The organism is Citricoccus sp. GCM10030269 (assembly GCF_042665635.1).
Lineage (GTDB): Bacteria > Actinomycetota > Actinomycetes > Actinomycetales > Micrococcaceae > Citricoccus.
Genome location: NZ_JBHTCV010000001.1, coordinates 121,656 through 144,071, shown reverse-complemented (window position 1 = coordinate 144,071; position 22,416 = coordinate 121,656). Strand labels below are relative to the sequence as shown.

18 protein-coding genes are annotated in these 22,416 nt (G+C 68.7%); 11 read left to right on the top strand and 7 right to left on the bottom strand.

Features of this window, described 5'->3' with window-relative positions; all coding sequences use genetic code 11:
- Nucleotides 1–8: 8 nt before the first annotated feature.
- The 6 genes from ACFQQD_RS00700 to ACFQQD_RS00675 all read left to right on the top strand — a co-directional run bounded on the left by ACFQQD_RS00700 (nt 9) and on the right by ACFQQD_RS00675 (nt 9,884).
- Nucleotides 9–1,652: an aldehyde dehydrogenase (NADP(+)) gene (locus ACFQQD_RS00700; RefSeq protein ID WP_378085168.1), complete on the top strand. Its 1,644-nt coding sequence runs from the start codon at nt 9–11 to the stop codon at nt 1,650–1,652.
- Nucleotides 1,649–2,977, top strand: coding sequence for an enolase C-terminal domain-like protein (locus tag ACFQQD_RS00695; RefSeq protein ID WP_378085166.1), 1,329 nt, complete (start codon nt 1,649–1,651; stop codon nt 2,975–2,977). The genes ACFQQD_RS00700 and ACFQQD_RS00695 overlap by 4 nt, the downstream gene beginning before the upstream one ends.
- Nucleotides 2,978–2,988: 11 nt before the next feature.
- A complete protein-coding gene (locus tag ACFQQD_RS00690; protein ID WP_378085164.1) occupies nt 2,989–3,930 on the top strand; it encodes an AEC family transporter in 942 nt (313 codons plus the stop codon).
- Between the two features lie 30 nt (nt 3,931–3,960).
- A complete protein-coding gene (gene guaA, locus ACFQQD_RS00685) occupies nt 3,961–5,571 on the top strand; it encodes a glutamine-hydrolyzing GMP synthase (protein ID WP_378085162.1) in 1,611 nt (536 codons plus the stop codon).
- Between the two features lie 163 nt (nt 5,572–5,734).
- On the top strand, nt 5,735–9,562 hold the full coding sequence (locus tag ACFQQD_RS00680; RefSeq protein ID WP_378085160.1) for an AAA family ATPase: 3,828 nt from the start codon (nt 5,735–5,737) through the stop codon (nt 9,560–9,562).
- Nucleotides 9,546–9,884: a hypothetical protein gene (locus tag ACFQQD_RS00675; RefSeq protein ID WP_378085158.1), complete on the top strand. Its 339-nt coding sequence runs from the start codon at nt 9,546–9,548 to the stop codon at nt 9,882–9,884. The genes ACFQQD_RS00680 and ACFQQD_RS00675 overlap by 17 nt, the downstream gene beginning before the upstream one ends.
- Nucleotides 9,885–9,888: 4 nt before the next feature.
- Here ACFQQD_RS00675 and ACFQQD_RS00670 read toward each other — a convergent pair whose 3' ends face one another.
- The 3 genes from ACFQQD_RS00670 to ACFQQD_RS00660 form a co-directional block, all read right to left on the bottom strand.
- Nucleotides 9,889–10,563, bottom strand: coding sequence for a hypothetical protein (locus ACFQQD_RS00670; protein ID WP_378085156.1), 675 nt, complete (start codon nt 10,561–10,563; stop codon nt 9,889–9,891).
- Between the two features lie 94 nt (nt 10,564–10,657).
- Nucleotides 10,658–11,044, bottom strand: coding sequence for an FmdB family zinc ribbon protein (locus tag ACFQQD_RS00665; protein ID WP_378085154.1), 387 nt, complete (start codon nt 11,042–11,044; stop codon nt 10,658–10,660).
- Nucleotides 11,045–11,135: 91 nt separating this feature from the next.
- On the bottom strand, nt 11,136–11,843 hold the full coding sequence (locus ACFQQD_RS00660) for a 5-formyltetrahydrofolate cyclo-ligase (RefSeq protein WP_378085152.1): 708 nt from the start codon (nt 11,841–11,843) through the stop codon (nt 11,136–11,138).
- A 103-nt stretch (nt 11,844–11,946) separates the two neighbouring features.
- On the opposite strand from ACFQQD_RS00660, the gene ACFQQD_RS00655 reads away from it, so the two are divergent.
- From ACFQQD_RS00655 to ACFQQD_RS00645, 3 genes are all read left to right on the top strand, one after another.
- Nucleotides 11,947–12,591: a GNAT family N-acetyltransferase gene (locus ACFQQD_RS00655; RefSeq protein ID WP_378085150.1), complete on the top strand. Its 645-nt coding sequence runs from the start codon at nt 11,947–11,949 to the stop codon at nt 12,589–12,591.
- Nucleotides 12,592–12,804: 213 nt separating this feature from the next.
- Nucleotides 12,805–13,641 (top strand): hypothetical protein, encoded by an 837-nt coding sequence (locus ACFQQD_RS00650; RefSeq protein WP_378085148.1) that lies wholly within the window; start codon nt 12,805–12,807, stop codon nt 13,639–13,641.
- Between the two features lie 17 nt (nt 13,642–13,658).
- Nucleotides 13,659–14,936 carry a phosphotransferase gene (locus tag ACFQQD_RS00645; RefSeq protein ID WP_378085146.1) on the top strand — a complete coding sequence of 426 codons (1,278 nt, stop codon included), beginning with the start codon at nt 13,659–13,661 and terminating at the stop codon, nt 14,934–14,936.
- Here the strand turns inward: ACFQQD_RS00645 and ACFQQD_RS00640 are convergent.
- From ACFQQD_RS00640 to ACFQQD_RS00625, 4 genes are all read right to left on the bottom strand, one after another.
- Nucleotides 14,915–15,610 carry a response regulator transcription factor gene (locus ACFQQD_RS00640; protein ID WP_378085144.1) on the bottom strand — a complete coding sequence of 232 codons (696 nt, stop codon included), beginning with the start codon at nt 15,608–15,610 and terminating at the stop codon, nt 14,915–14,917. The genes ACFQQD_RS00645 and ACFQQD_RS00640 overlap by 22 nt on opposite strands.
- Nucleotides 15,607–17,202 (bottom strand): ATP-binding protein, encoded by a 1,596-nt coding sequence (locus ACFQQD_RS00635; RefSeq protein ID WP_378085142.1) that lies wholly within the window; start codon nt 17,200–17,202, stop codon nt 15,607–15,609. The genes ACFQQD_RS00640 and ACFQQD_RS00635 overlap by 4 nt, the downstream gene beginning before the upstream one ends.
- A gap of 27 nt (nt 17,203–17,229) precedes the next feature.
- Nucleotides 17,230–17,817: a hypothetical protein gene (locus ACFQQD_RS00630; protein ID WP_378085140.1), complete on the bottom strand. Its 588-nt coding sequence runs from the start codon at nt 17,815–17,817 to the stop codon at nt 17,230–17,232.
- 75 nt (nt 17,818–17,892) lie between these two features.
- A complete protein-coding gene (locus ACFQQD_RS00625; protein WP_378085139.1) occupies nt 17,893–19,824 on the bottom strand; it encodes a hypothetical protein in 1,932 nt (643 codons plus the stop codon).
- A gap of 117 nt (nt 19,825–19,941) precedes the next feature.
- On the opposite strand from ACFQQD_RS00625, the gene ACFQQD_RS00620 reads away from it, so the two are divergent.
- Together ACFQQD_RS00620 and ACFQQD_RS00615 are read left to right on the top strand one after the other, a co-directional pair.
- A complete protein-coding gene (locus ACFQQD_RS00620; RefSeq protein WP_378085137.1) occupies nt 19,942–21,150 on the top strand; it encodes a hypothetical protein in 1,209 nt (402 codons plus the stop codon).
- Between the two features lie 24 nt (nt 21,151–21,174).
- Complete coding sequence (locus tag ACFQQD_RS00615) at nt 21,175–22,407, top strand: pyridoxal phosphate-dependent aminotransferase (protein ID WP_378085135.1); 1,233 nt, start codon at nt 21,175–21,177, stop codon at nt 22,405–22,407.
- Nucleotides 22,408–22,416 lie beyond the last annotated feature (9 nt).

The following is a 22,416-nucleotide window of genomic DNA, read 5'->3' as shown; positions in this document are numbered from 1 at the left end:
AACGCCCGATGACTTCCACACAGACGTCCACGCAGAACTCCACCCCGACGGAACTGACCGGCCACTCGATCATCGCCGGAACCTCCGTACCCGGTACCGGCGGAAGCGTTCACGGCCACAATCCAGCCACCAACGAGGCCCTGGAGCCGGGCTACTCGCTGTTGGAGAAGGACCAGCTGGCCCAGGCCACGGACGCGGCTGAAGAGGCGTTCGCGTCCTTCAGCGCCCTCGACCCCGAGACCCACGCCGCGTTCCTGGAGCGGATCGCCGACAACATTGACGCGGTCAAGGGCGACCTCGTGGCTCGCGCCATGGCCGAGACCGGATTGCCGGAGGCACGTCTGCTCGGCGAGACCGGCCGAACCACCGGTCAGCTGCGATTGTTCGCCCGGGTGGTGCGCCAAGGCGATCACCGCGGCGTGCGAGTGGATCCGGCGATGACGGAACGCACTCCCATGTCCCGGGCCGACATCCGCCAGCGCAAGGTGCCGTTGGGTCCGGTGGTCGTCTTCGGCGCGAGCAACTTCCCGTTGGCCTTCTCGACGGCGGGCGGAGACACCGCCTCGGCTCTGGCCGCCGGCTGTCCGGTCGTCTTCAAGGCACACAACGCCCACCCCGGAACCGGTGAAATGGTGGGCCGGGCCATCGCCGACGCCGTGCGTGAGCTCGACCTGCACCCCGGCATCTTCTCCCTGGTCTACGGCCCCGGCGCCTCCATCGGCCAGGCGCTCGCCGCCGATCCGAAGATCAAGGCGATCGGCTTCACCGGATCCAGGGCCGCCGGCACCTCGCTCATGGCCACCGCCGCCGGACGGACCGAGCCCATCCCGGTCTACGCCGAGATGAGTTCCATCAATCCCGTCTACTTCTTCGAGGGTGCCCTCGGCGTCGATGACGAGGCTCTGGACGCGCTGGCCACCGCCTACGTCGGGTCTGTGACGGGATCGTCCGGACAATTGTGCACCACGCCGGGCCTGGTCTTCGTCCCAGCCGGCGAGACCGGAGACCGATTCGCCGCGGCCGTCTCCCGCGCCCTGGCCGGCCAGTCCGGGCAGACGATGCTCACCGCCGGTATCGCGAAGTCCTGGACGGACGGCGTCGACCAGTTGTCGTCGCAGGACGGCGTCGAGGTGGTGGGTCAGGGCCAGGACGGTCCCACCGAGAACGCGCCCGCCCCGGTCGTCTACGGCACGGATGTGGACACCTTCCGGTCGAACCGGCTGCTGCACGAGGAGATCTTCGGCGCCGCCTCTCTGTTCATCCGGTACACCTCCGCGGAAGACCTGATCGAGGCCACCCGTCACATGGAGGGCCAGCTCACCGCCACGCTCCACGTCACCGACGCCGACTACGCCACCGCCGGGCCCTTGATCCCGGAGCTGGAGCGGAAGGTCGGGCGGATCCTCGCCAACGCGTGGCCGACCGGCGTCGAGGTGGGGCACGCCATGGTCCACGGGGGACCCTTCCCGGCCACCTCCGATTCCCGCACCACGTCGGTCGGCACCCTGGCCATCGAGCGTTTCCTGCGTCCGGTGGCCTACCAGGACCTGCCGGACGCCCTGCTTCCCCCTGCGGTGCAGGAGTCCAATCCGTGGCATCTGAACCGACGAGTGGACGGCGAGCTGCGCCTGGATGAGGGCAACTCCAGATGACCTCCGCACCGACCGTCGCCGCCGTCGAGGTCGTCCCCGTCGCCGGGTATGACTCGATGCTGCTGAATCTCTCCGGCGCGCATGGGCCCTTCTTCACGCGCAACGTCGTCATCGTCACCGATTCCGACGGGCGCACCGGATTGGGCGAGGTGCCCGGCGGGGAGGGGATCCGGACGACCGTTCAAGAAGCCGCCCCCATGCTCGCCGGTCAACCCGTGGCCCGGTATCGCAGTCTGCTGCGTGCCGTCACCGAGGCGTTCGCGAGCCGCGACGCCGGCGGTCGCGGACTGCAGACCTTCGATCTGCGGACCACGGTGCACGCGGTGACGGTCCTCGAATCGGCCCTGCTGGACTTGCAGGGACAGTGCCTCGGCGTGCCGGTGGCCGAGTTGCTCGGGGACGGACAACAGCGTGCCTCCGTCCCCATGCTCGGCTACCTCTTCTATATCGGCGATCCGGACTGTACGGACCTGCCCTACCTGCGGGAACCGGACGGAGCCGATCAGTGGGAGCGGCTCCGCCGTGAGGAAGCCATGACCCCGGAGGCCGTGGTGCGATTGGCCGAAGCGGCGCAGGAACGCTACGGCTTCCAGGACTTCAAGCTGAAGGGCGGCGTCCAGCAGGGCGACCTCGAGGTGGATGCCGTCACGGCTCTGAAGGAGCGCTTTCCCCAGGCCCGCATCACCTTGGACCCCAACGGAGGCTGGCTCCTGAAGGACGCCATTCGCCTGGGGCACCGGATGCGGGGTGTCGTCGCCTACGCCGAAGATCCCTGTGGCGCCGAGGGCCGGTTCTCCGGCCGCGAGATCATGGCCGAGTTCCGACGTGCCACCGGATTGCCGATCGCGACCAACATGATCGCGACCGACTGGCGGGAGATGGCCCACGCCATCCGCACCAACGCCGTTGACATCCCCTTGGCGGATCCGCATTTCTGGACCATGTCCGGTTCGGTCCGGGTGGCCCAGCTCTGCCACGAGTTCGGTCTGACGTGGGGTTCGCACTCGAACAACCACTTCGACATCTCTCTGGCGATGTTCACCCACGCGGGCGCCGCCGCTCCGGGGGCGATCACCGCGCTGGACACGCATTGGATCTGGCAGGACGGCCAGAACATCACTCGTGACCCGTTGCAGATCCGGGACGGGCAGATCCGGGTGCCGGACGCTCCCGGGCTGGGCGTGGAACTCGACCGCGATCGATTGGCCGAGGCCCACCAGCTGTATCTCGACCATGGGCTCGGGGCCCGTGACGACGCCATCTCCATGCAGTACCTCGTGCCGGGTTGGACCTTCGACGCCAACCGTCCCTGCCTCGTGCGCTAGCGTCACAACCCGTGGAAGGAGTTCTCCTCGGGTTCGGCATCGTCCTGGTCATCATCGGGGTCGGGCTGCTGAGCGCTGCGCTCCTTCCGCGGGACACCGCGGTGCAGATGCAGCGGGGCCTGACTCCCGCCATCTACTACGTCACCAACCCGCTGCTCATGGTGGTGCTCCTCGCCGAGGCCGATCTGGCGGTGCTGGTGGGGACGTTCGTGCCGGTGGCCCTCGTGGTGGCCGGCGTCGGGGCCGCGGCATACGCCGTCGTGTCCTGGTTGGTCCTGCACAGACCGCTGGCCCAGACCGCCGTCGGCTCCATGGCCTCGACGTATCTCAACGCCGGCAACATCGGGCTGCCCATCGCGATCTACGCCGTGGGCACCCCGGCACCGGCCGTGGCCGTGTTGATGGCCCAGTTGCTGGTGGTCGCCCCGCTGTACCTCACGCTCTTCGGCTGGTGTTCACGTCAGGCGGGCTCCGCCCAGCCGCGACTGTGGCGCACGATCATCCGGTCGGTGGCCAACCCCGTGACGGTGGGCGCCGTCGTCGGGGTGGCGATGGCCCTCATCGACTGGACGCCTCCGGAGATCCTGTGGACCCCGGTGGACATGCTCGGCCATGCCTCCATCCCGTTGTTGCTGCTGCTGTTCGGCATGTCCCTCTATGGCCAGCGGCCCTTGCAGGACCGCGCGCTGGTTCCGGACATCGTGTGGGGCTCAGTGGTCAAGCTCGCCGTCATGCCGGCCGCCGCGTGGGCCATCGGCCGATTCGTCTTCGGGCTGAGCGGGGCCGAGCTGTTCGGCGTGGTGGCGATGGCCGCCCTGCCCACCGCTCAGAACGTCTACCTGTTCTCCAGCCAGTTCAAACTGCCCAACCTCTTGGTCCGGGACATCGTGTTCACCAGCGCGGTGCTCTCGTTGCCGGTCATCCTGGTGGTGGCCGTGCTGCTCGGGCCGTGAACCCACCGACATCTGCACTATCCTTGGCAGGTGACTTCGACGCAGCCGGACAACCCAGAAATCGCCGCAGACTTCCCGACCGTTCTCGTGGTGGACAACGGGGCTCAGTACGCTCAGTTGATCGCCCGCCGCGTCCGCGAGGCCAACATCTACTCGGAGGTCGTCCCGCACACGCTGTCGTCCGAGGAGATCCTGGCGCGCAATCCGGCCGCGCTGATCCTCTCCGGTGGCCCGTCCTCCGTCTATGCCGAGGGAGCTCCGGCGCTGGATCCGGAGTTGCTCACGGCCGGCGTTCCCGTGCTCGGACTGTGCTACGGCTTCCAGGCCATCGCGCAAGAACTCGGCGGCACCGTGTCCAAGACGGACACCCGGGAGTACGGTTCCACGCGCCTCGAGGCGATCAACCCGTCCTCGGAACTGCTGGGGCGGCAGGACGTCGATCAGGTCGTGTGGATGAGCCACGCGGACGCGGTCTCCGAGGCTCCGGCCGGGTTCTCCGTGACCGCCCGCACCCCGGGATCACCGGTGGCCGCCTTCGAGAATCCGGAGAAGAAGATCTACGGCGTGCAGTGGCACCCCGAGGTCGGCCACACCGAGCACGGGCAGGAGGTGCTGGAGAACTTCCTGTACCACGGCGCCGGCCTCAAGGAATCCTGGACCACCACGTCCGTGATCGACGAACAGGTGGAACTGATCCGTGAACAGATCGGGGAGCACCGCGCCATCTGCGGGCTGTCCGGCGGGGTTGACTCCGCCGTGGCCGCGGCCCTGGTGCAGCGCGCGGTGGGGGACCAGCTGACCTGTGTCTACGTCAACCACGGATTGATGCGTCAGGACGAATCCGAGGAGATCGAGAAGGCCTTCGGTCGCTCCAGCGGCGGTGCCAAGCTGGTCATGGTCGATGCCGAAGACGTCTTCCTGGAGGCCCTCGCCGGCGTCAGCGACCCGGAGGCCAAGCGCAAGATCATCGGTGAGAAGTTCATTCGGACCTTCGAGAAGGCCCAGGCCGACATCATCGAAGAGTCGCGCCACGACCCGAATGCCCAGGATGTGAAGTTCCTGGTCCAGGGCACGCTGTACCCGGATGTGGTCGAGTCCGGCGGCGGGGAGGGCACCGCCAACATCAAGAGCCACCACAACGTCGGAGGTCTGCCCGAGGACATCGAGTTCGAACTGGTGGAGCCGCTGCGGGCGCTGTTCAAGGACGAGGTGCGCGCTGTCGGTTCCGAGCTCGGGCTGCCGGACGAGATCGTCTGGCGCCAGCCGTTCCCCGGTCCCGGACTGGGCATCCGCATCATCGGCGAGGTGACCCGTGAGCGCCTGGACCTGTTGCGCTCGGCGGACGCGATCGTGCGTGCCGAGCTCACCGCGGCCGGACTGGACCGCCACATCTGGCAGTGCCCGGTGGTGCTGCTCGCCGATGTCCGCTCCGTTGGGGTCCAGGGCGATGGCCGGACGTACGGTCATCCCGTGGTGCTGCGCCCGGTCACCTCCGAAGACGCCATGACCGCGGATTGGGCTCACCTCCCGTACGAGCTGCTCTCACGGATCTCGAATCGGATCACCAACGAAGTGGACGGCGTGAACCGCGTGGTGCTGGACGTGACCAGCAAGCCTCCGGGCACCATCGAGTGGGAATGAGCCGTCCGGGAGACGGGCACCGCGAGAACCGGCCCGTTTCCCTCGACGGAATCCGCCGTACCCCTGTGTACCGTGGAACCAAGCATTGGCGCCTCGCGGCCCGCCCGTGCCCGCCGTCGCCGTGGGTGGGCCGGACCAGCGGCCGGCGGCAGGAAGGACAACTGTGACTGAGCAGGACCCCACGCAGAGCCCCGCGGCACCTCATCTCAACGAGGCAGACGCAGGCCTGCCCGACGACGGCGCCGTCGAGTCCGACTCCCGTCTCACCTTCCCGGCGTGGTTGTCCTCGCTGGGCTCGGGCACGGAGAATGACACGATGCTGCGGTTCGCCCCGTCGGGCGCCAACAGCATCGACATCTCGCACTCCCACCCCTCGGGGCTGTCTCAGTTCATGTCCGGACGCCGCACGCGCCTGTCCACGCTGCTGCGTGACCAGGACGCCTTCACCCACGCCCGCGGGGCGGCCCGTCAGCTGCGGGGCAAGATCCAGGAGCTGGCCGAGGATCGTGGCGTCGACGTCGGGTATCTGGCCGCGGGGCTGGCCACCTGGCGCGTCATCGAGGACGGCCGGTCCACCCAGATGTCCGCCCCGGTCATGCTGGCGAGGCTGACCCTGACCCTGCGGGCCGAGCAGGACGACTACGAACTGCAGATCACCGAGCCGGGTCGGCTGAATCCCGCGCTGTCCCGGTACTTCCGCGACCACTTCGGCGTGGTCCTGGACCCGGATGACTACCAGCGGGCGGCCTATGCCACCGCGAAGTTCGAACCCATGCCGGCGATGGAACTGCTGCGCTCCCAAGGCCGGGATGTGCGCGGGCTCGTGGTGGAGCACCGCCTGCTCGTCTCCACGTTCGCCGATCTGGCCGATACCGCGTCCGTGGACGTGGTGGACTCCACTCATCCCGTGGTCTCCGCCCTGTACGACGCCGGGACCGGCATGGTCCCGCGGCAGGCGGAGCTGCGAGATCCGGGTCTGCCGCCCCTGGACGAACGCGACCCCAAGGACGAAACGCTCATCCTGGACGCCGATCCGTCCCAGCAACGCGCCCTGGACCATATTTCCGCCGGTCAAGACCTGGTGGTGGTCGCCCCGCCCGGGACCGGTCAGACGCAGACGGCCGCCAACGCTGTGGCGCAGTGCGCCGCTGCCGGCAAGCGGGTGCTCGTGGTGGCGGAACGAACCGCCACCCTGGCGGATTTCCGCCGTCGGCTGGGTTCGGTCAATCTGGACTCTCTGGTACTGGACATTCCGGCTGCGGCCACGGCGGAGGTGATGCGCCGCCAGTTGATCGAGGCGCTGCTGCGCGTCGAACGCGCTCAAGAACCGGCCGTGAACCGGCTCAACGCCACCCTGGTGGAGCGCCGTCATCAGCTCAATGACCACTTGAGCAGTCTGCACAACGTACGTGAGCGTTGGGGCTGCTCGCCCTTCCAAGCCATGCAGTCCTTGGCGGCGCTGACGGCCCTGGATCCGGCTCCGTCCACCACGGTGCGGCTCAAGCGGTCGGTGCTGGACGCGACGGTCAATCGCGAGGAGACTGCCGCACAGCTGGTCCGCGCCGGAGAGCTGGGTGCCTTCTCTCGGTCCTCGACGGAGAGCCCCTGGTACGGGGCGCGACTGCGGAATGTGCAGGAGACCGAGGACGCCTACGGCCTGGCCGAGGACCTGGCCGCCGCGCTGCCCGTGTTGCGCGAACAACTCGACCAGGCCACGGAGCAGGCCCAGCTGGCCACCGGTGACACCTTCGCCGAGTGGGTCCGCCAGATTCAGCTGCTCTCGGCCGTTCGCTCGTCGCTGGACCAGTTCACGCCGGACATCTTCGACCGACCCGTCACGGACCTGATCTCCGCCACCGCCTCCGGTCAGTGGCGCAAGCAGCACGGTGTGGAGATGTCCTCGATGACGCGGTCGCGGTTGCGCCGCGTGGCCAAGGAGTACATCCGGCCGGGCGTGCACGTGTCCGACCTGCACGAGTCCCTGGTGGACGTGCAGAACCAGCGCGCCGAGTGGACGCGGTGGGCCACGAGCAAGCGACACCCCTCGGTCCCCGTGGGGCTCGAGGCCCTGAGCGCCAAGGGCGCCGAAGTGGCCGGTCAGCTGGCCCGGTTGCAGCGGGTCCTCGCCGAACCACGCTCGGAGGCCGAACGGCTCGAGAACCTGCCGGTGGACGAGCTCGGGCGAATCCTGGACCGGCTGGTGGCCGACCAGGAGACCCTCAAGACGCTGCCGGAGCGGACACTGGTCGCCGATCAGTTGCGCGAACACGGTCTGCGGGAGCTGATGACCGACCTGCAGAAGCGCGAGGTCCCCACGGAGCAGTTGCGCTCCGAACTGGAACTGGCCTGGTGGCAGTCCGCCCTGGAGGCCATGATCTCCGGAGACGACTACCTCGCCATGATGGACGCGGAGTCGCTGCGCAAGATCGAGGCCGAATACCGTCTCGCGGACACCGCCCATCTGGAGGCCGGCAGCCAGCGACTGAACTGGAAGATGGCGCAGCAGTGGAAGAAGACCTCGTCGTATCACCGGGCGTCGGCCCGCGTGCTGCGCTCGTTACTCAAGGACGGCCATCCCGACCCGGAGTCGCTGTCCGGGCTGGAGCCGGAGATGCTGCAGTCCTTGGTGCCGGTCTGGACGACGTCGCCGCTGGCTTTGGCCGAGTTCCCAGCCGACATGGGCTTCGACACGGTCATTCTGCTCGATGCAGAGTCGCTTGCCCTGAGCACTGCTCTGGGAGCGATCAGTCGCGGAAAACAGGTGGTGGCGTTCGGTGACGGCACCTCGGGCTCCCCGAAGCCCTTCAACGTCTCGGTGGACCCGACCGCGTCGATGGAGGTGCCGCGCGACGTCGACTCCGCGTTCTCCGCGTTGACCCGTGTGCTGCCGAGCGTGGAACTGACCACCATGCACCGGGGCCTGGAACGTAAGTTCACCCGGTTGCTGGGCGAGCAGCTGTACGACGGCACACTGGACATGCTCCCCGGAGCCTCGGAACTCACCGGTTCGGAACACCCTGTCCGAGTGGAGTTCCTGCCCGGGGGAACCGGGATGCCCGGAGCCGGTGACGAGGGGGTGGAATCCACCGTGGCCGAGGTCAATCGGACCATGGACCTGGTCTTCGACCACATCCGCACCCGTCCGGATTCCTCGCTGGCCGTCATCACGGCCAGCCCCTTGCATGCTCGCCGGGTCGCCGAGGCCATCCGGCTCAACCTGCCCAACAATCCCGCGGCCTCGGCCTTCTTCAACCGTGACGACGAACCGTTTGTGGTGGCCCCGATGGCCCGTGCTCAGGGCATGGTGCGGGACCACATCATCTTCACCCTGGGCTACGGCCGCACGCCGCACGGACGGGTGGTGCACCACTTCGGCCCCTTCTCCGAAGCCGGCGGTCGGGAACTGTACGCCACGGCCATGACCCGGGCACGGAAGCGTCTGCATGTGCTGACGTGTGTTCATCCGAATGACCTGGACCCGGACCGGCTCGGCAACGGCGCCGCCGACTTCTACGCCCTGCTCTCGGCCTATCTCAACGACGCCGGTCCCACCGCGCCCGCCGGTCCGCGCGACCCCCTGGTGGCCGACCTGGCGGACCGGCTCGCCCAGCGGCATGCGACCGTGGTCCCGAACTTCGCCGGCAACATCGATCTGGCCGTGTGGAATCCGCTGGGGCTGCCGTCCTGGGACGGTCAGGCCTCCGCCGAGCAGGCGGTGCCGGTGGCGCTGATCTCCGATGGCTCCGAGGAGTACCGGCAGATGAGCGTGCGGGAACGGTCCCGGCAGCAACCGCAGCAACTCGAACGCAGTGGCTGGCGGTATCACGCGCTGTGGACCATTGACGTCTTCGCCGATCCCGAGGGCTGTTCTCGGACGATCTCCGATTTTCTCGGGCTCCCCGCGGCCGAGGACGGCCCCACAGAACTGCCCGATGACGGCCCGGTCGCCCCGCGGCCCGAGACTCTCACGCAGGATGATGGGAACCGCTGACCTGGACCGCCCCCGCCAGCCTCGAGACACACAGCCTCGAGACACACAGCCTCGAGACACCCCGCGCCGAGACGCCCAGCCCCGGGGCCGGCCCCGCCGGGCCGACGCCCCGGGAACGGGTCCGGCGGCCGCGGATGGTCCCGAGCCCACTCTGGAAACCCGCGACGTGGCTCCGGAGCCTGACCCGGTCGTCTCCTCTGACGCCTCCACGTCCTCCGGTCCCGTCAGGACTTCCCGCCCGCGCTCCCGCTCCACGGACGACCGCACACTCTCCGAGCGGGAAAGGTGGTTGCTGGAACAGCGGCCGCCGCACTGGGACTGAGTCCTCATCTCGCGCCGTCGGACGCCAGCACCACGGTGAGGTCCTGGGCCATGGCCGCCGCGGCCACCTCGGGAGCACGATCCCGGGGGAGGGCCAGCACCACGACGGCGGCCTGTTCGGCGGAGCGATCCTGCAGTACGGCGACGTCTGCGGCCAGCACGCTCCCGTCCTGTCCCACCACATCGACCCGGTCGTCCGGTGCGACCAAGGACAGGGCCGCCGGATCGGCGATGCGCACGGCCACCGGTCGATGACCCGTCGGCGCCCGGGGGAGTGGTGCCGGTGCCACCGGTGCCGATGAAGCGCCGGAGCCGGGATGAGGCGTCATTGCCTGGTGCTGCTCGGTGAGGACGTCGGCGACGGCCGGTCCACTGGGTGACTTCTCGGATGGAGAGGCCACCGGGTCGCCGGAACCGTCCAGCGCCTGGACCGAGAAAAGGACGATGGCCAGCGCTACGGGCGTGGCGGCCAGCATCAGTTTGAGGGAGGTCCGCCGTCGTCCGGTCTGCGGTGCGTGCGAGTCAGGGTCCTGATCGGATTCGTCGGCAGTGCCACCGGAGTCCATCAGGTACTTCGGCGGAGCCGCGTGGAGGCGGCGGCGAATCTCGTGCTGTTGTTGCGCCAGTCGCCGGCGGTGCGCTCGCCGATCTCGCCGAGGCGTGGTCACGTGTGATGGCATGCCACGACTCCATCAGGCTCAGTGCCCCGGAGCCAGCCGCACGACGCCCACGGTGGACGCCCCACCGGAATCGGTCAGCAGTGGAGGAGTGCGCTCACGCCGCAGAGCCGGCCGGGGACGGTGCCGGAGACGCCGCCGACGACGAAGTGCCCGCCCCGGAGGTCGAGGCGCCCTTGCCGGCGTCGGAGGAGGAACTTGCGGAAGATCCTGAGGAGGAGTCGGAGGACGTGCTGGTGGAAGATTCCGAAGACCCGCCCGACGCGCTGGCCGAAGTCGACTGAGCGGCCTGGGAGGAGCTGCCCTCCGCGCGGGAATCGTTGCGGTAGAAGCCGGAACCCTTGAACACCACGCCCACGGAGTTGAACTTCTTCCGCAGGCGGCCCTCACACTCAGGGCACGTGGTCAGCGAGTCCTCGGTGAACGACTGGACGATGTCGAACTCATGTCCGCAGTCGCGGCACGCGTAAGCATAGGTGGGCACCGGAACGGTCCTCTCGTTTTGGCACTCTCACGTTTCGAGTGCCAAGTCTACACCGCCGACGCCGAGCCAGGGGCTCTAGTGGGCACGGGGCTCAGGAGGGCGCGGGACCGAACCACGTGAACCCGTCCGCGGTGACCGCGCCGTCCACGGGCTCGTCATGCTCAGAGGCAGGCAGCTCGTCGCCGTCGGCCAACAGCTCATGCCGGAACACCATGGCTACGGTCACGGGCATCGGGAAGTCGTCCTGCTGATCGACCTCCTGCCGCAGGGCTGCGAGGAAGCGGTCGTAGTAGCCACCGCCCTGACCCATCCGGTAGCCCCTCCGGTCCACTGCTTGCGCCGGGACCAGCACCAGGTCGACCGCGGCCATGGTCTCCACGCCCAGCCGTTCGCCCACGGGTTCGTCGATGGGTGCCACCGAGCTGCGCTCCACGTCGACGCCGGGGTGCCACACCGACCACGACATCTGCCGCCCGGGTTCGGTGACCGGCGCCAGGACCTCCACGCCGGCCTGATGAAGCGCTTCGCGCAGCGGGTCGGTGTCCGGCTCGGTTCCGTAAGACAGCACGACGGCGACCCGCCGGTGACGCGCCCGCGGCAGGTACCAGCCCAGCACGTGCTCGGTGAGGTCGGCGGATTGCGTGGTCCGCTCGTGGGGGCTGAGCGCCCGACGCCGAGCCCGCCACCACGACCGCAGCTCGTCCTTGCCCGCTGCGGGCGGGGGAGGTGGCCCGGCCGGCGCAGGCTCGGGGGACAATTCTCGAGGGGGCTGGTTTTCGGCTGACTGACGGTCGGACACGCCCCCTATTGTGCCTGCCGTTGGCGCCTGTTGGTCGCCCCGGCACGCACGAAAGCCGTCACGGGCTGTCTCCGGGTGACCAAGGATGCCTAGTATCGGCCTCATGCCCCCTGCCGCCACTCACACCTGGCCCGTGACGCTGGAACACGGAGATCTTCTGCTGCGGCCGTTCCGCCGCTCGGACCAGGAGGAGTGGTGGTCACTGCGGGCACGCAATCGGGAATGGCTGCGGCGGTGGGAGGCGACGAATCCCGTGCCCGGTTCCGGGGTCCGGACCTTCGCGGAGATGGTCAAGAACCTGAATCGCTCGGCCAAGGACGGCACCTCCCTGCCCTGGGTGATCTGTCTGCGGACCGGGGCAGACGGCACTCCCGTGATCGCCGGACAACTGAGCGTCTCGCCCATCATGCGGGGCTCGGCGCACTCGGCGGCGATGGGGTACTGGATCGACCAATCACATGCGGGCCAGGGGATTGTGCCGACCGCCGTGGCGTTGGCCACCGACCACTGCTTCACTCAATTGAGTCTGCACCGCGTGGAGATCAATCTGCGCCCCGAGAATGCCGCCAGCCGCCGCGTCGTCGAGAAACTGGGTTTCCGGTATGAAGGCCGGCGGAAAGCGTATTTGCACATCGACGGTGACTGGCGGGACCACGATTCCTACGCACTCACCGCGCCCGAGGTTTCCCACGGTCTCCTCGCCCGTTTCGAGGGTGAAAGACACGACACGGCAGACACACCGAAGTGAATCACAACGGTGTAGTTATCGCCCGGTACCGTTTGAAGGGTGGATGCAAGCACGGGTAGTCTTGAGGAGTCGCTCAGTCTTGCACTGGGCTACCTTCCGGACATCCGCCTGCACGGATCATTGGTGCTTTGCGCGCTGGTGGTGGCGTGGCTGATAGCTGTCCACCGGAGGGCAAACACCCAGCCCCTGTCCAGGAGCCACCGGAGGAAGACCATGACGCGCACCGCCCAGTCCACGGCACAGGACGCTGGCCACCGCCCGTTCACCTCGTCCGGCACCATGCCGTCCACCGGCTTCCGCGTGAAATGGGACCGCACGGCCATCGCGCTCGTGGCCCTGCTCGCCGTGATCTCCGCCGTGGGCACCGGCATCGCTACCGCCCTGGGCGCTGGACTCGGCCTCGTGGCGGGTGTGGCGGCCCTCGTGGCTGTGGCCGCCGTCGTCGGTCTGCGTTTCTTGGCGGTACGGGACCGCAAAAAGCGGGCGAATCAGCGCATCGACCAGGCTTTTGACGAAGCCATGAATTCGTCCCAGCAGGTCACCGGAGAACCCCCATTCGGACCCCACGGTACTGCGGGGGCCGCCGGTGCCACTGGCCCGGCCCGTCCCTTCGACGCCGCCAGGCCATCCACGGCGCGTCCGTCCGCAACGTCGAACGGCGCCGCCACGTCAGCGGGGGTCGCATCAGACCGGGGTGCCGCCGAGCACACCGAGCACACCGAGAATGCGACCGGCCGGCAGCACGTCGCCGAAGGCGCCGGACACGAGGCCGGACACGAGGGCGCCGGACATGAGGGAGCACAGACGTCGGCCACCGAGCAGGGTGCGCCGGCCTCCACCGTGCCGTCCGTTCCACGTCCGACGTACCTGGACGCCCCGGAGACCCACCGCGCTCATCCCGAGCCGTTGACCATTCCCGAGCCCCCGCTGGCCAGCCCCGGCACCAAGCTGAAATCCGGGGTGTCGGCTGAGTACCGCGCCAAGGTCGAGGCCACCGCGAACCGGACGCTGGACTTGGACAAGGTCCTGGAACGCCGCCGGGCCGTCTGAGACCCGGACGACCACGTTTGCGCAGCGTCGCGCACGAGGACCGGGACAGCGCCGAGAACGCTCAGGTCAGGTTCCTCTCGTCACCGGCCGTGCACCAGCCCCTGCAGGTGGTGCTGGAGCAGCGGGGTCTGCGGCTGGAACGGGCCGAACTCGTCGATCTTCAGCACCGGCCGGGGGCTGGGGCCACCGGAGTGTTTCGGGTCCATGCCACCGGAGCGAATCACACCGGCTCAGCCTCATCGCTTCCATCGGTCTCACCGGCCGAGCCCGCTGAACTGTATCTGGCGCTGACCGCCGAGAAGACGCCACCTGAGGCCGTTGTCGACGCCGGTATGGGCGCCGACACGCGCTGGTCGGGGTGGTTCCATCCTCACGATCCCCTGCTCACCGGACTGGCGCTGGCCTGCGACCCGGAGTCCGTGGCCGCGCTGTGGGGACGTGGCGCCTCCATCAGCGAATTGCAGACCGTGAGCTACCGGCCCTTGCGGCGCGCCGTGCTCCGCGCGGTGCTGTCCGAGGGAACCGAGCGCCACACCGTCTTCCTCAAAGTGATGAGAGACGGGCTGGCCACGCCATTGCACCACCGCCACGTGTTGCTGGCTGCGGCCGGGATCCCCGTGCCGACCGTCCTGGGCCCGCCCGTGGCCGACGTGCTCGCGTTGAGCCAAGGCGACGGGGAAGTCCTGGCCAACTCCATCATGGCCGACGGTGGCCGCCACCTGGATCCGGCAGAGATCGTCGACGTGCTGGACCGGATGCCGAGCGAACTATTGGACCTGCCGCGCCGCGATGCCTGGGCTGACCGTGTCGCCGCCTACGGCCACGCCGCTGCCACCGCGCTGCCGCATCAGGCACGGCGAATCCAATCGCTGGTGGAACATGTGCAGCGCCAACTCGACTCCACCGATCGCGGACCCGTGGTGCCGGCCCATGGTGACTTCTACGAGGCCAATCTGCTGGTCCGCGATCACCGCATCACGGGTGTGCTGGACATCGACGGGGCCGGTCCGGGACACCGTGTGGACGACCTGGCCTGTTTCCTCGGCCATCTGGCCGTCCTGCCGGCCGTGGACTCCGGTTACGTGTTCGTGTGGCAGGCACTGCGGCGATTCCACTCCCATTTCGTGGAGACCGTGGACCCGAAAGCACTGGCGTGCCGATCGGCCGCCGTGGCGCTGTCCCTGGTGGCCGGCGCGCGCGACTCCGGACGGTCCGACTGGCAGTCCTCGGCCCGGCAGCGGCTGGAGATCGCCGAGTCGCTGCTGCAGCTGCCTCAGTCAGCGGCGGGCTGGTAGTCCTTCTCGTCCACCAAGCGGTACCCGACGCCCCTCACGGTGGTGAATCGGGCCACCCCCAGCTTGTTGCGCAGGTAGCGCACGTACACGTCCACCACATTGGATCCGGGGTCGAAATCGTAGCCCCACACCCGGGACAACAACTGCTCACGGCTGAGCACCTGCCCCGGGTGGCGCAGGAACGTCTCGGCCAGGGCGAACTCGCGGGCGGACAGATCCACCTCCACCCCGCCGACGGTGACCACATGACGCAGCGGGTCCAGTTCGAGGTCGGCATGGCGGAGCACGGGGTCCGGAGCCGGAGCCGAGCCTGCCTCTGGACGCAAGCGCAGCCGCACCCGGGCCACCAACTCGGCGAAGCGGAACGGCTTGGGCATGTAGTCGTCCGCCCCGGAGGTCAGTCCCGTGACCGTGTCCTCTCCGGACGCCCGCGCCGTGAGGATGATGATCGGCAACGCGGAGTCCTGGGCCCGAATCTTCTCCAGCACCGTGAATCCGTCGATGTCCGGCAGTCCCAGGTCGAGGATGACGAGCTCGAAACCACCGGTCAGGGCCAACATCAGGCCCTCACGTCCGGTGGGGGCCACGGTGGTGCCTAGGCCCTCGGCCTTGAGGCCCTTGGCCACGAACGAACTGATCCGCGGCTCGTCTTCGATCATCAGGATTTGGCTCACGGCGCACCGTCCTCGGAGTGAATGGTCGTGCTCACCTCTGAACCTACCTGCCCGGCCGTCCGTCCGTCCGACGGGTCGCGATCAGGTTGTTGTCGCGCCGTCAGGGGCAGATCGAGGTAGAACGTCGAGCCGACCCCGGGGGCAGACTGGACGTCCACGCTGCCGCCGTGGGCGCGGACGATGGCGGTGACGATGTTCAGGCCCAACCCCGATCCTTCCGCGCGAGTGCTGTTGGACCCGCGCCCGAAGCGCTCGAAGATGCCCTCCCGGTCCTCGGGGCGGATGCCGATGCCCTGATCGCGGACCCACAGGCGCAGGGTGCCGGACAGCGCCTGCGAACCGATGGAGACCGTCGAGCCCTCGTCCGAGTACTTCACCGCGTTGGACGCCAACTGCAGCCACGCCTGGGTGATGCGCTGGACGTCCAGCGGCACCGTCACCTCGGCAGCGTGGTCCAGAGTCCAGTTCCGCGGTCCCAGGCCGGAGGCCTTGCCCAGCACCTCGCGCGTGAGATGCCCGACGTCGGCCGGTTCGGCGGTGATGAAGTCCGGCCGGCCGGATTTCGCCAGGGTGACGAGGTCGTCCACGAGCAGCCGCATCCGGTCCAGCTCGTCGAGGGCCACGTCACGGACCTCGAGGACGTCCTCGGCGTCCTCGGCGTCCTGTAGTTCCAGGTGGCCTTGGATGATGGTGATCGGGGTCCGCAGCTCGTGACCGACGTCGTCCAGCAACTGCCGCTGGGAGGAGAAGGCGCCCTGGAGGCGGTCCAGCATCTCGTTGAACGTCTTCGCCAGCTCGGCCACGTCGTCCTGGCCGGAGACCGGCACGCGACGACGCAGATCGGTGCCCGAGATCTCCGCTGCCGTGGACTGCAGAGTCCGCAGGGGGTGGAGCAACCGGCCCACCAGGAGCCATCCGGCCACGCCGACCACGATCAGGACGCCGCAGCCCACCAGACCATAGGTCAGGAACGTGCTGTCCAGGTCGCCGAGCTCCGCCGAGAAGTCGTAGGCGAGCAGCATCATGGACGGCGCGGTGTCATTGTCGAAATGGATCGGCACGGCCACTGCCCGGTAGGTGGTCTGGGCCGTGCTGACCGTCTGGATGGCGACCCCTTGAGTGCCGAACTGGTCCGCCGCCCACTGCACGAGTTCCGGATCCGACTCGAGGCGGAGTTCCACGGCCGAGGACGCCGTCCAGCTGATCTCGCCGTTGCGGAAACCGAGCATGCCCTCGTGTTCTGCCGGAAGGGTGCGCTGCATGGCCGTGAACACCAACTGGTCGGAGGCGGAGAACCGCTCGCCGGTGTCCGGGTCGATGCCTTCCTGCGCGAGGATGCGGAACTCCTGGACGGCCCTCGACAGGGAGTCGTCGACCTGACTCGCGGTCGCGCTGCGCTGCAGGGCGTAGGCCGTGGCCCCGGACAACAACAGGGCCACCGCGGTCAACGCCACCAGCAACCCCACCACCCTGGTCCGCACGGGCAGGGCGTTCCAGTTGGTGGCCAGAGACCGGAGGGTCCGCAAACGGTCGCCGGGCCGGGACTCCTCCCGGGCCGGCGACGCTGGATGTGGTTTCGGGGCAGTGGCCATCACGACGTCCCGGGACGGCAGTGACGATCAGTCGTCATCGTCCACATCATCTGCGTCGTCATCCGAGTCGTCATCACCGTCATCATCGTCGTCCCAGTCATCATCATCGTTGTACGAGGGCTGCTGGGGGGCAGGGTTCGGGACCGTCTGAGGTGCGGTGGGCGCCGGGGGAGGGGTGTCCGTGCCGGAACCGCCGGAACTGGTACCCGTGCCGGAGCCGCCGGTCCCCGATCCTCCGGAGCTGGAGCCACCCGAACTGGAGCCACCAGTGCCACCGGATGGCGGTGCCGTGGTCTCGGGGCCCGGCTTGGACGAGATCTTGATCCGGGAGGACGGCGGTTCGGTGGAGCCATCCGAGGACGTCGACGCGTCTGGTGAGGAGGACGAAGAGGAAGACTCAGACCCGGCTGACGGGGACGCGGCCTGGGCCGACGCCTCACCGGCCGACGACGGGGCGTTGCGCCCACTCGCGGACGGGGCATCGCTCACGGCGATCATCGCCCCCAGATCCACTGGCCTCGTCTGAGCAGAGGCCACGGCAATGCCCATGGCAGCCAGCACCGCCACCACCATCAACGCGACAGTGGCCTTCAGTCCGTTCCCGGCGTTCTTCATGTCACCGATGATCTCGCGCGATCATGAGGTGAAGATGAGAAACGGGCCAGACTGCCCATGTGGCCCGGCATTCGGTTACTCGTCCGGGTCCTCGTTCGCCGCGGCGGCGTCGGCTTCGAGGCGAGCGGCCGTGGCGCCGGCCTCGTCCCCGGACAGATCCAGTGACTGGGCCAGACCCAACCAGGCGGCCATCCGCAGGTACCGGGCCGTATCCGGCTGCTCGGTGATCATCCGGAACAGGGTGGCGGCCTCCTCGGCGCGCTCCTGTTCCAACAGAACGTAGGCGGCGAACAGCTCGGCATTCGAGGCCGCGGTGGCATCTTCCGAGGCCGCGAAGAGATCGGCTGCGGTCAGGGCCGAGGACACCGCGGCCGGGCCTTGGCGCAGAGCCCACAGGCCGCGAGCCCGGGTATCGGTGAAATCGGCCTCGTACCAGGAGGCGGCCGAATCCTGGGCGAGGGCGATCGCCTCATCCAGGAGGGCGACCCCGCGTTCCTGGCCCAGCTCACACAGCACATGTCCGAGAGCATGGAGGGCTTGTGGCAGCACCACTGGATCCTCACCCGGAGCACTGCGCGCCAACTCCACGGCTCGGGAGAACTTCTCCGCAGCCTCCTCGGCCTTCTCCTGACGGTTTAGCAGGGCTCCGGAGGCCAGATACATCCGGGCGGCCTCGTCGATGGACCCGGCCTCCTCGAACAGCGCGGACGCCCGTGCCCAATGGTCCAATGCTTCCTCGGGGCGAGACTGGTGACGTGCCGCATGGCCCAGATCGACCAGGGCGCGGGCCAATCCCGGCAGTCGACGGGCGGCCTCTTCACGGCGCACCAATCCGGCCAGCACCCGCTCGGCCAGCGCATGCTCCTCCGCCTCGAGCAGTTGATGTCCCAGAGCCAGGGTGAGGTCCGAGGCCTCCGGGACCTCGCCCTGTTCAGCCTGAGCGACCGCGACTTTCCAGGCGAGAATGGAGGCCTGCTGATCACCGGCGTCGTCGGCGAGCCCGGCGAGCAGCGCTGCGGCGGAGGCGGCCCCTTTGCGGACGCCGGCAGTGGCATGCAATTCCACGGAGCGCAGAGCGTTCCGGATGGCGGTGGTGGTGTCCTCGTGTTCATGGGCGACGACGGCCTTGAGCATCCACATCGCGGCCCGCACGGCACGATTGGCCTCGCGGGACAGCACCTCGTCGGCCACCCCTGCGGACATCTCGGACTCGTGGCTCATCAGATGCACATGGGCGAGAAACATTCGCGTGGAGGCGAGTGTCTCGGCCGGCACCGAGATACCGGCCGCCACCCGCGCATCCAGGATCTCGAGGCATTCATCCAGCAGATCCACGGCCGGATCCAGATCTCCGTCCTCGACGCGGCGCACGGCCAGAGCCACGAGCACATCCGGCAGGACGGTGTCCACGGAGTGCGCCGACCGCGTCCGCTCGGAGTCCAGCACGCCTTCCAGCACGGTCGCCTCGAACGATTCCGGTTCGCGCAGCAGCATCGCCCCGAGCTCCATCTCCATCCGGGCCTGATGGGGGTACCCGGCCTCGGTGAGCACGCGTGCACGATCAGCGATGTGACGGGTGGCCGCCGCGTGATCGCCGGTCATCTCCGCCACCGAGGCCAGCGCCCGCAACAGGCCCGCGCGGTGAATCGGGTCCTGGCCACCCGGGGCGTCGAGTCCAGAGCGGGCGGCACGGGCTGCGCGCGGAAGGTCCTCGGCGTAGGCGGCCTCATAGGAGATATCCAGCCAGCCACGGGCGGTTTCCGGATCGGCCGACCCGCCGCCGGTCAGTGAGCGACGGGTCAGCACGGCCTGCAGCCGCGGCTTGACGTCGTCGGGCACCATCGGACCTTCTGGAGTGGCGCCGTCGACACCCTCAGCGGCATCGCCGGGCTCCAGGTGATCAGCCGCATCCGTGGGGTCCGTGGGATCAGTGGGATCAAGGGGATCAGTGGGTTCGGAGGAGTCGCCAGGGAAGTCCTCGCCGTCGTGCTGGCCCGGGTCCGTCATGGCAGTTCCTCCTCAGTTCCACTCGTCCAACAGTTCAACCCACCCAGTATTCCAGACGGGTCGTCCGCCCGCGGGGTCGTGGTCAGGAGGGCGGCCCGCATCATTAGACTGGCCTGCATGGTCCTCGACACCCGGCCTCGCCGGCGCACCCCGCGTGCGGCAGCGCTACTGCACCGGGCCGCCGTCGTGGTGCTGGCGGTGAGCGTTCCCGTGAGCGTGCTGGCCGGGTGCACGCCCGCTCCGGGCCACGACGACCCCACGGCGCCGGAAGCCTCCGCTTCCGAGACGGAGGCGGCGCAGGACCCGGTCATCGTGGTCGGCGGGACCACCCCGGAGGAACATCTGCTGGCACAGGTCATGGTGCGCCACCTGGAGAACCGTGGCATTCACGCCACACTCGGCGACGCGTCCGGCCAGCCGTGGGAGGCGGCCGGCAATTCCCAGGTGGCCGTGGTGGACACCCTCGCCATGGCAGCTCAGGTCGCCCCGGAGACTCTCGCCGGACAGGTCCCGACGCCGTCCGCCTCACCTTCCGCCTCTCCTTCAGCGTCTGGTTCGTCTGCTAGCCTCGGACCGACTGCTTCCGGGGGTGCGTCGCCCTCCGCGTCCTCGATCGACTCGCCGTCAGGCTCAGCGCCGTCACCTTCACCGTCGGATCCCGCGCCGGTGTCTCCCACCGGACATCCGACGGCGACCGGTTCGGCCACACCGCTGCCCGAGGGGCGCCCGGCGCCGGACGCGCAGGCCACCACCGCCCTGGTCACGGAGTTCTTCCCGGACGGTGCCGAGATCGTCGGCTCGTCCGGGGGCGCGGTGCGGCTCGAGGCGGTCACGACGTCGGCGCTCGCCGGGTTGTACGACCTGGACGACCTGACCGACCTCAACGGCCTGTGCGACCGGATGGTGTTCACCCCCTCCGCAACGGGGGCCGTGCACGCCGACCGGCTCGCCGCGCTGGCCGGATGCGAGCCGGCCGAATGGGCCCACCCCGGCGACGAGGGACCCGCCATGGACCTGGTGACTGGACGGGCCGACGTCGGGCTGCTGTACGGGACGGACCCCGCCATTGCCGACAACGCGCTGGAGCCCCTGGCCGATCCGGGGCGGGTGCTGCCCGAGGGACGGATGCTCGTCCTCGCCGAGCCGGGGGACCTGCCCGGCGGCACGGCCGACGCCCTCAACGAGGTCGCTCAGCGGCTGGACGCCGAGATGCTCTCCGAACTGCAGCGGCTGGCGAGCGGCCCGGACGCGCTGCCCGCGGACGAGGCCGCCCAGTTCTGGCTCGTGACGGCCGGACTCGAACAGACACCTGAGGGCTGGTTCTAGCGCGCTGGTTCTAGGATGTAACGCATGGCAACGTCACGGACCGGTCAGATCAAGCAGTCTTCCAAGCTTCTCAATGTGCGCTATGACGTGCGCGGACCGATTCTGGAAGAGGCCCAGAAGATGGAAGCGGCCGGTCATCGCATCATGCGGCTGAACATCGGCAACCCCGCGCCCTTCGGTTTCGAGGCCCCGGACGCCATCCTCAAGGACATGGTCTCCCACCTGCCGCATGCCCAGGGCTATTCGGATTCGCAGGGCATCTACTCGGCGCGGACCGCGGTGAGCCAGTACTACCAGTCGCGCGGGATCATGAGCATCGACGTGGAAGACGTGTTCATCGGCAACGGCGTCTCCGAGCTGATCTCCATGGTGCTGCAGGCGCTGGTGGACAACGGGGACGAAGTCCTCATCCCGTCCCCGGACTACCCGCTGTGGACCGGCGCCACCACCCTGTCCGGCGGCCGCGCCGTGCACTACCGCTGTGTGGAGGAGGAAGGCTGGGCGCCGGACCTGGAGGACGTCGAATCGAAGGTGACCCCCCGGACCAAGGCCATCGTCGTCATCAACCCGAACAACCCCACCGGCGCCGTCTACTCACGCCAAGTGCTCTCCGGCATCGTCGAGATCGCGCGGAAGCACAACCTCGTCCTGATGAGCGACGAGATCTACGAGAAGATCCTGTACGACGGCGCCCGGCACATCAACGCGGCCGGACTGTCCGACGACGTGGTGACGCTGACCTTCTCCGGACTGTCCAAGGCCTATCGAGTGGCCGGTTTCCGTTCCGGCTGGGTGGCGATCTCCGGACCGAAGCACCGGGCCAGCGACTTCCTCGAAGGACTGACGCTGCTGGCCAACATGCGCATGTGCGCCAACGTTCCGGCGCAGCATGCCATTCAGACCGCGCTGGGTGGCTATCAGTCCGTCAACGATCTGATCCTGCCGGGCGGACGACTGCTCGAGCAGCGCAACGTCGCTCAACGGCTGCTCTCGGAGATCCCCGGGGTGACCGTACAGCCCGCCCAGGGCGCGCTGTACCTGTTCCCCAAGCTGGATCCGGAGGTCTACCGGATCGAGGACGACGAGAAGTTCGTGATCGAACTGCTGCGGGCCCAGAAGATCCTGGTCTCGCACGGTCGGGCGTTCAACTGGCCTGACACCGACCACCTCCGGCTGGTCACCCTGCCCAGCGTGCGCGATCTGGAGGAAGCCATCGGCCGCATCGCCGACTTCCTGGAGAACTACCGTGAGCGCTAAGAAGCACGT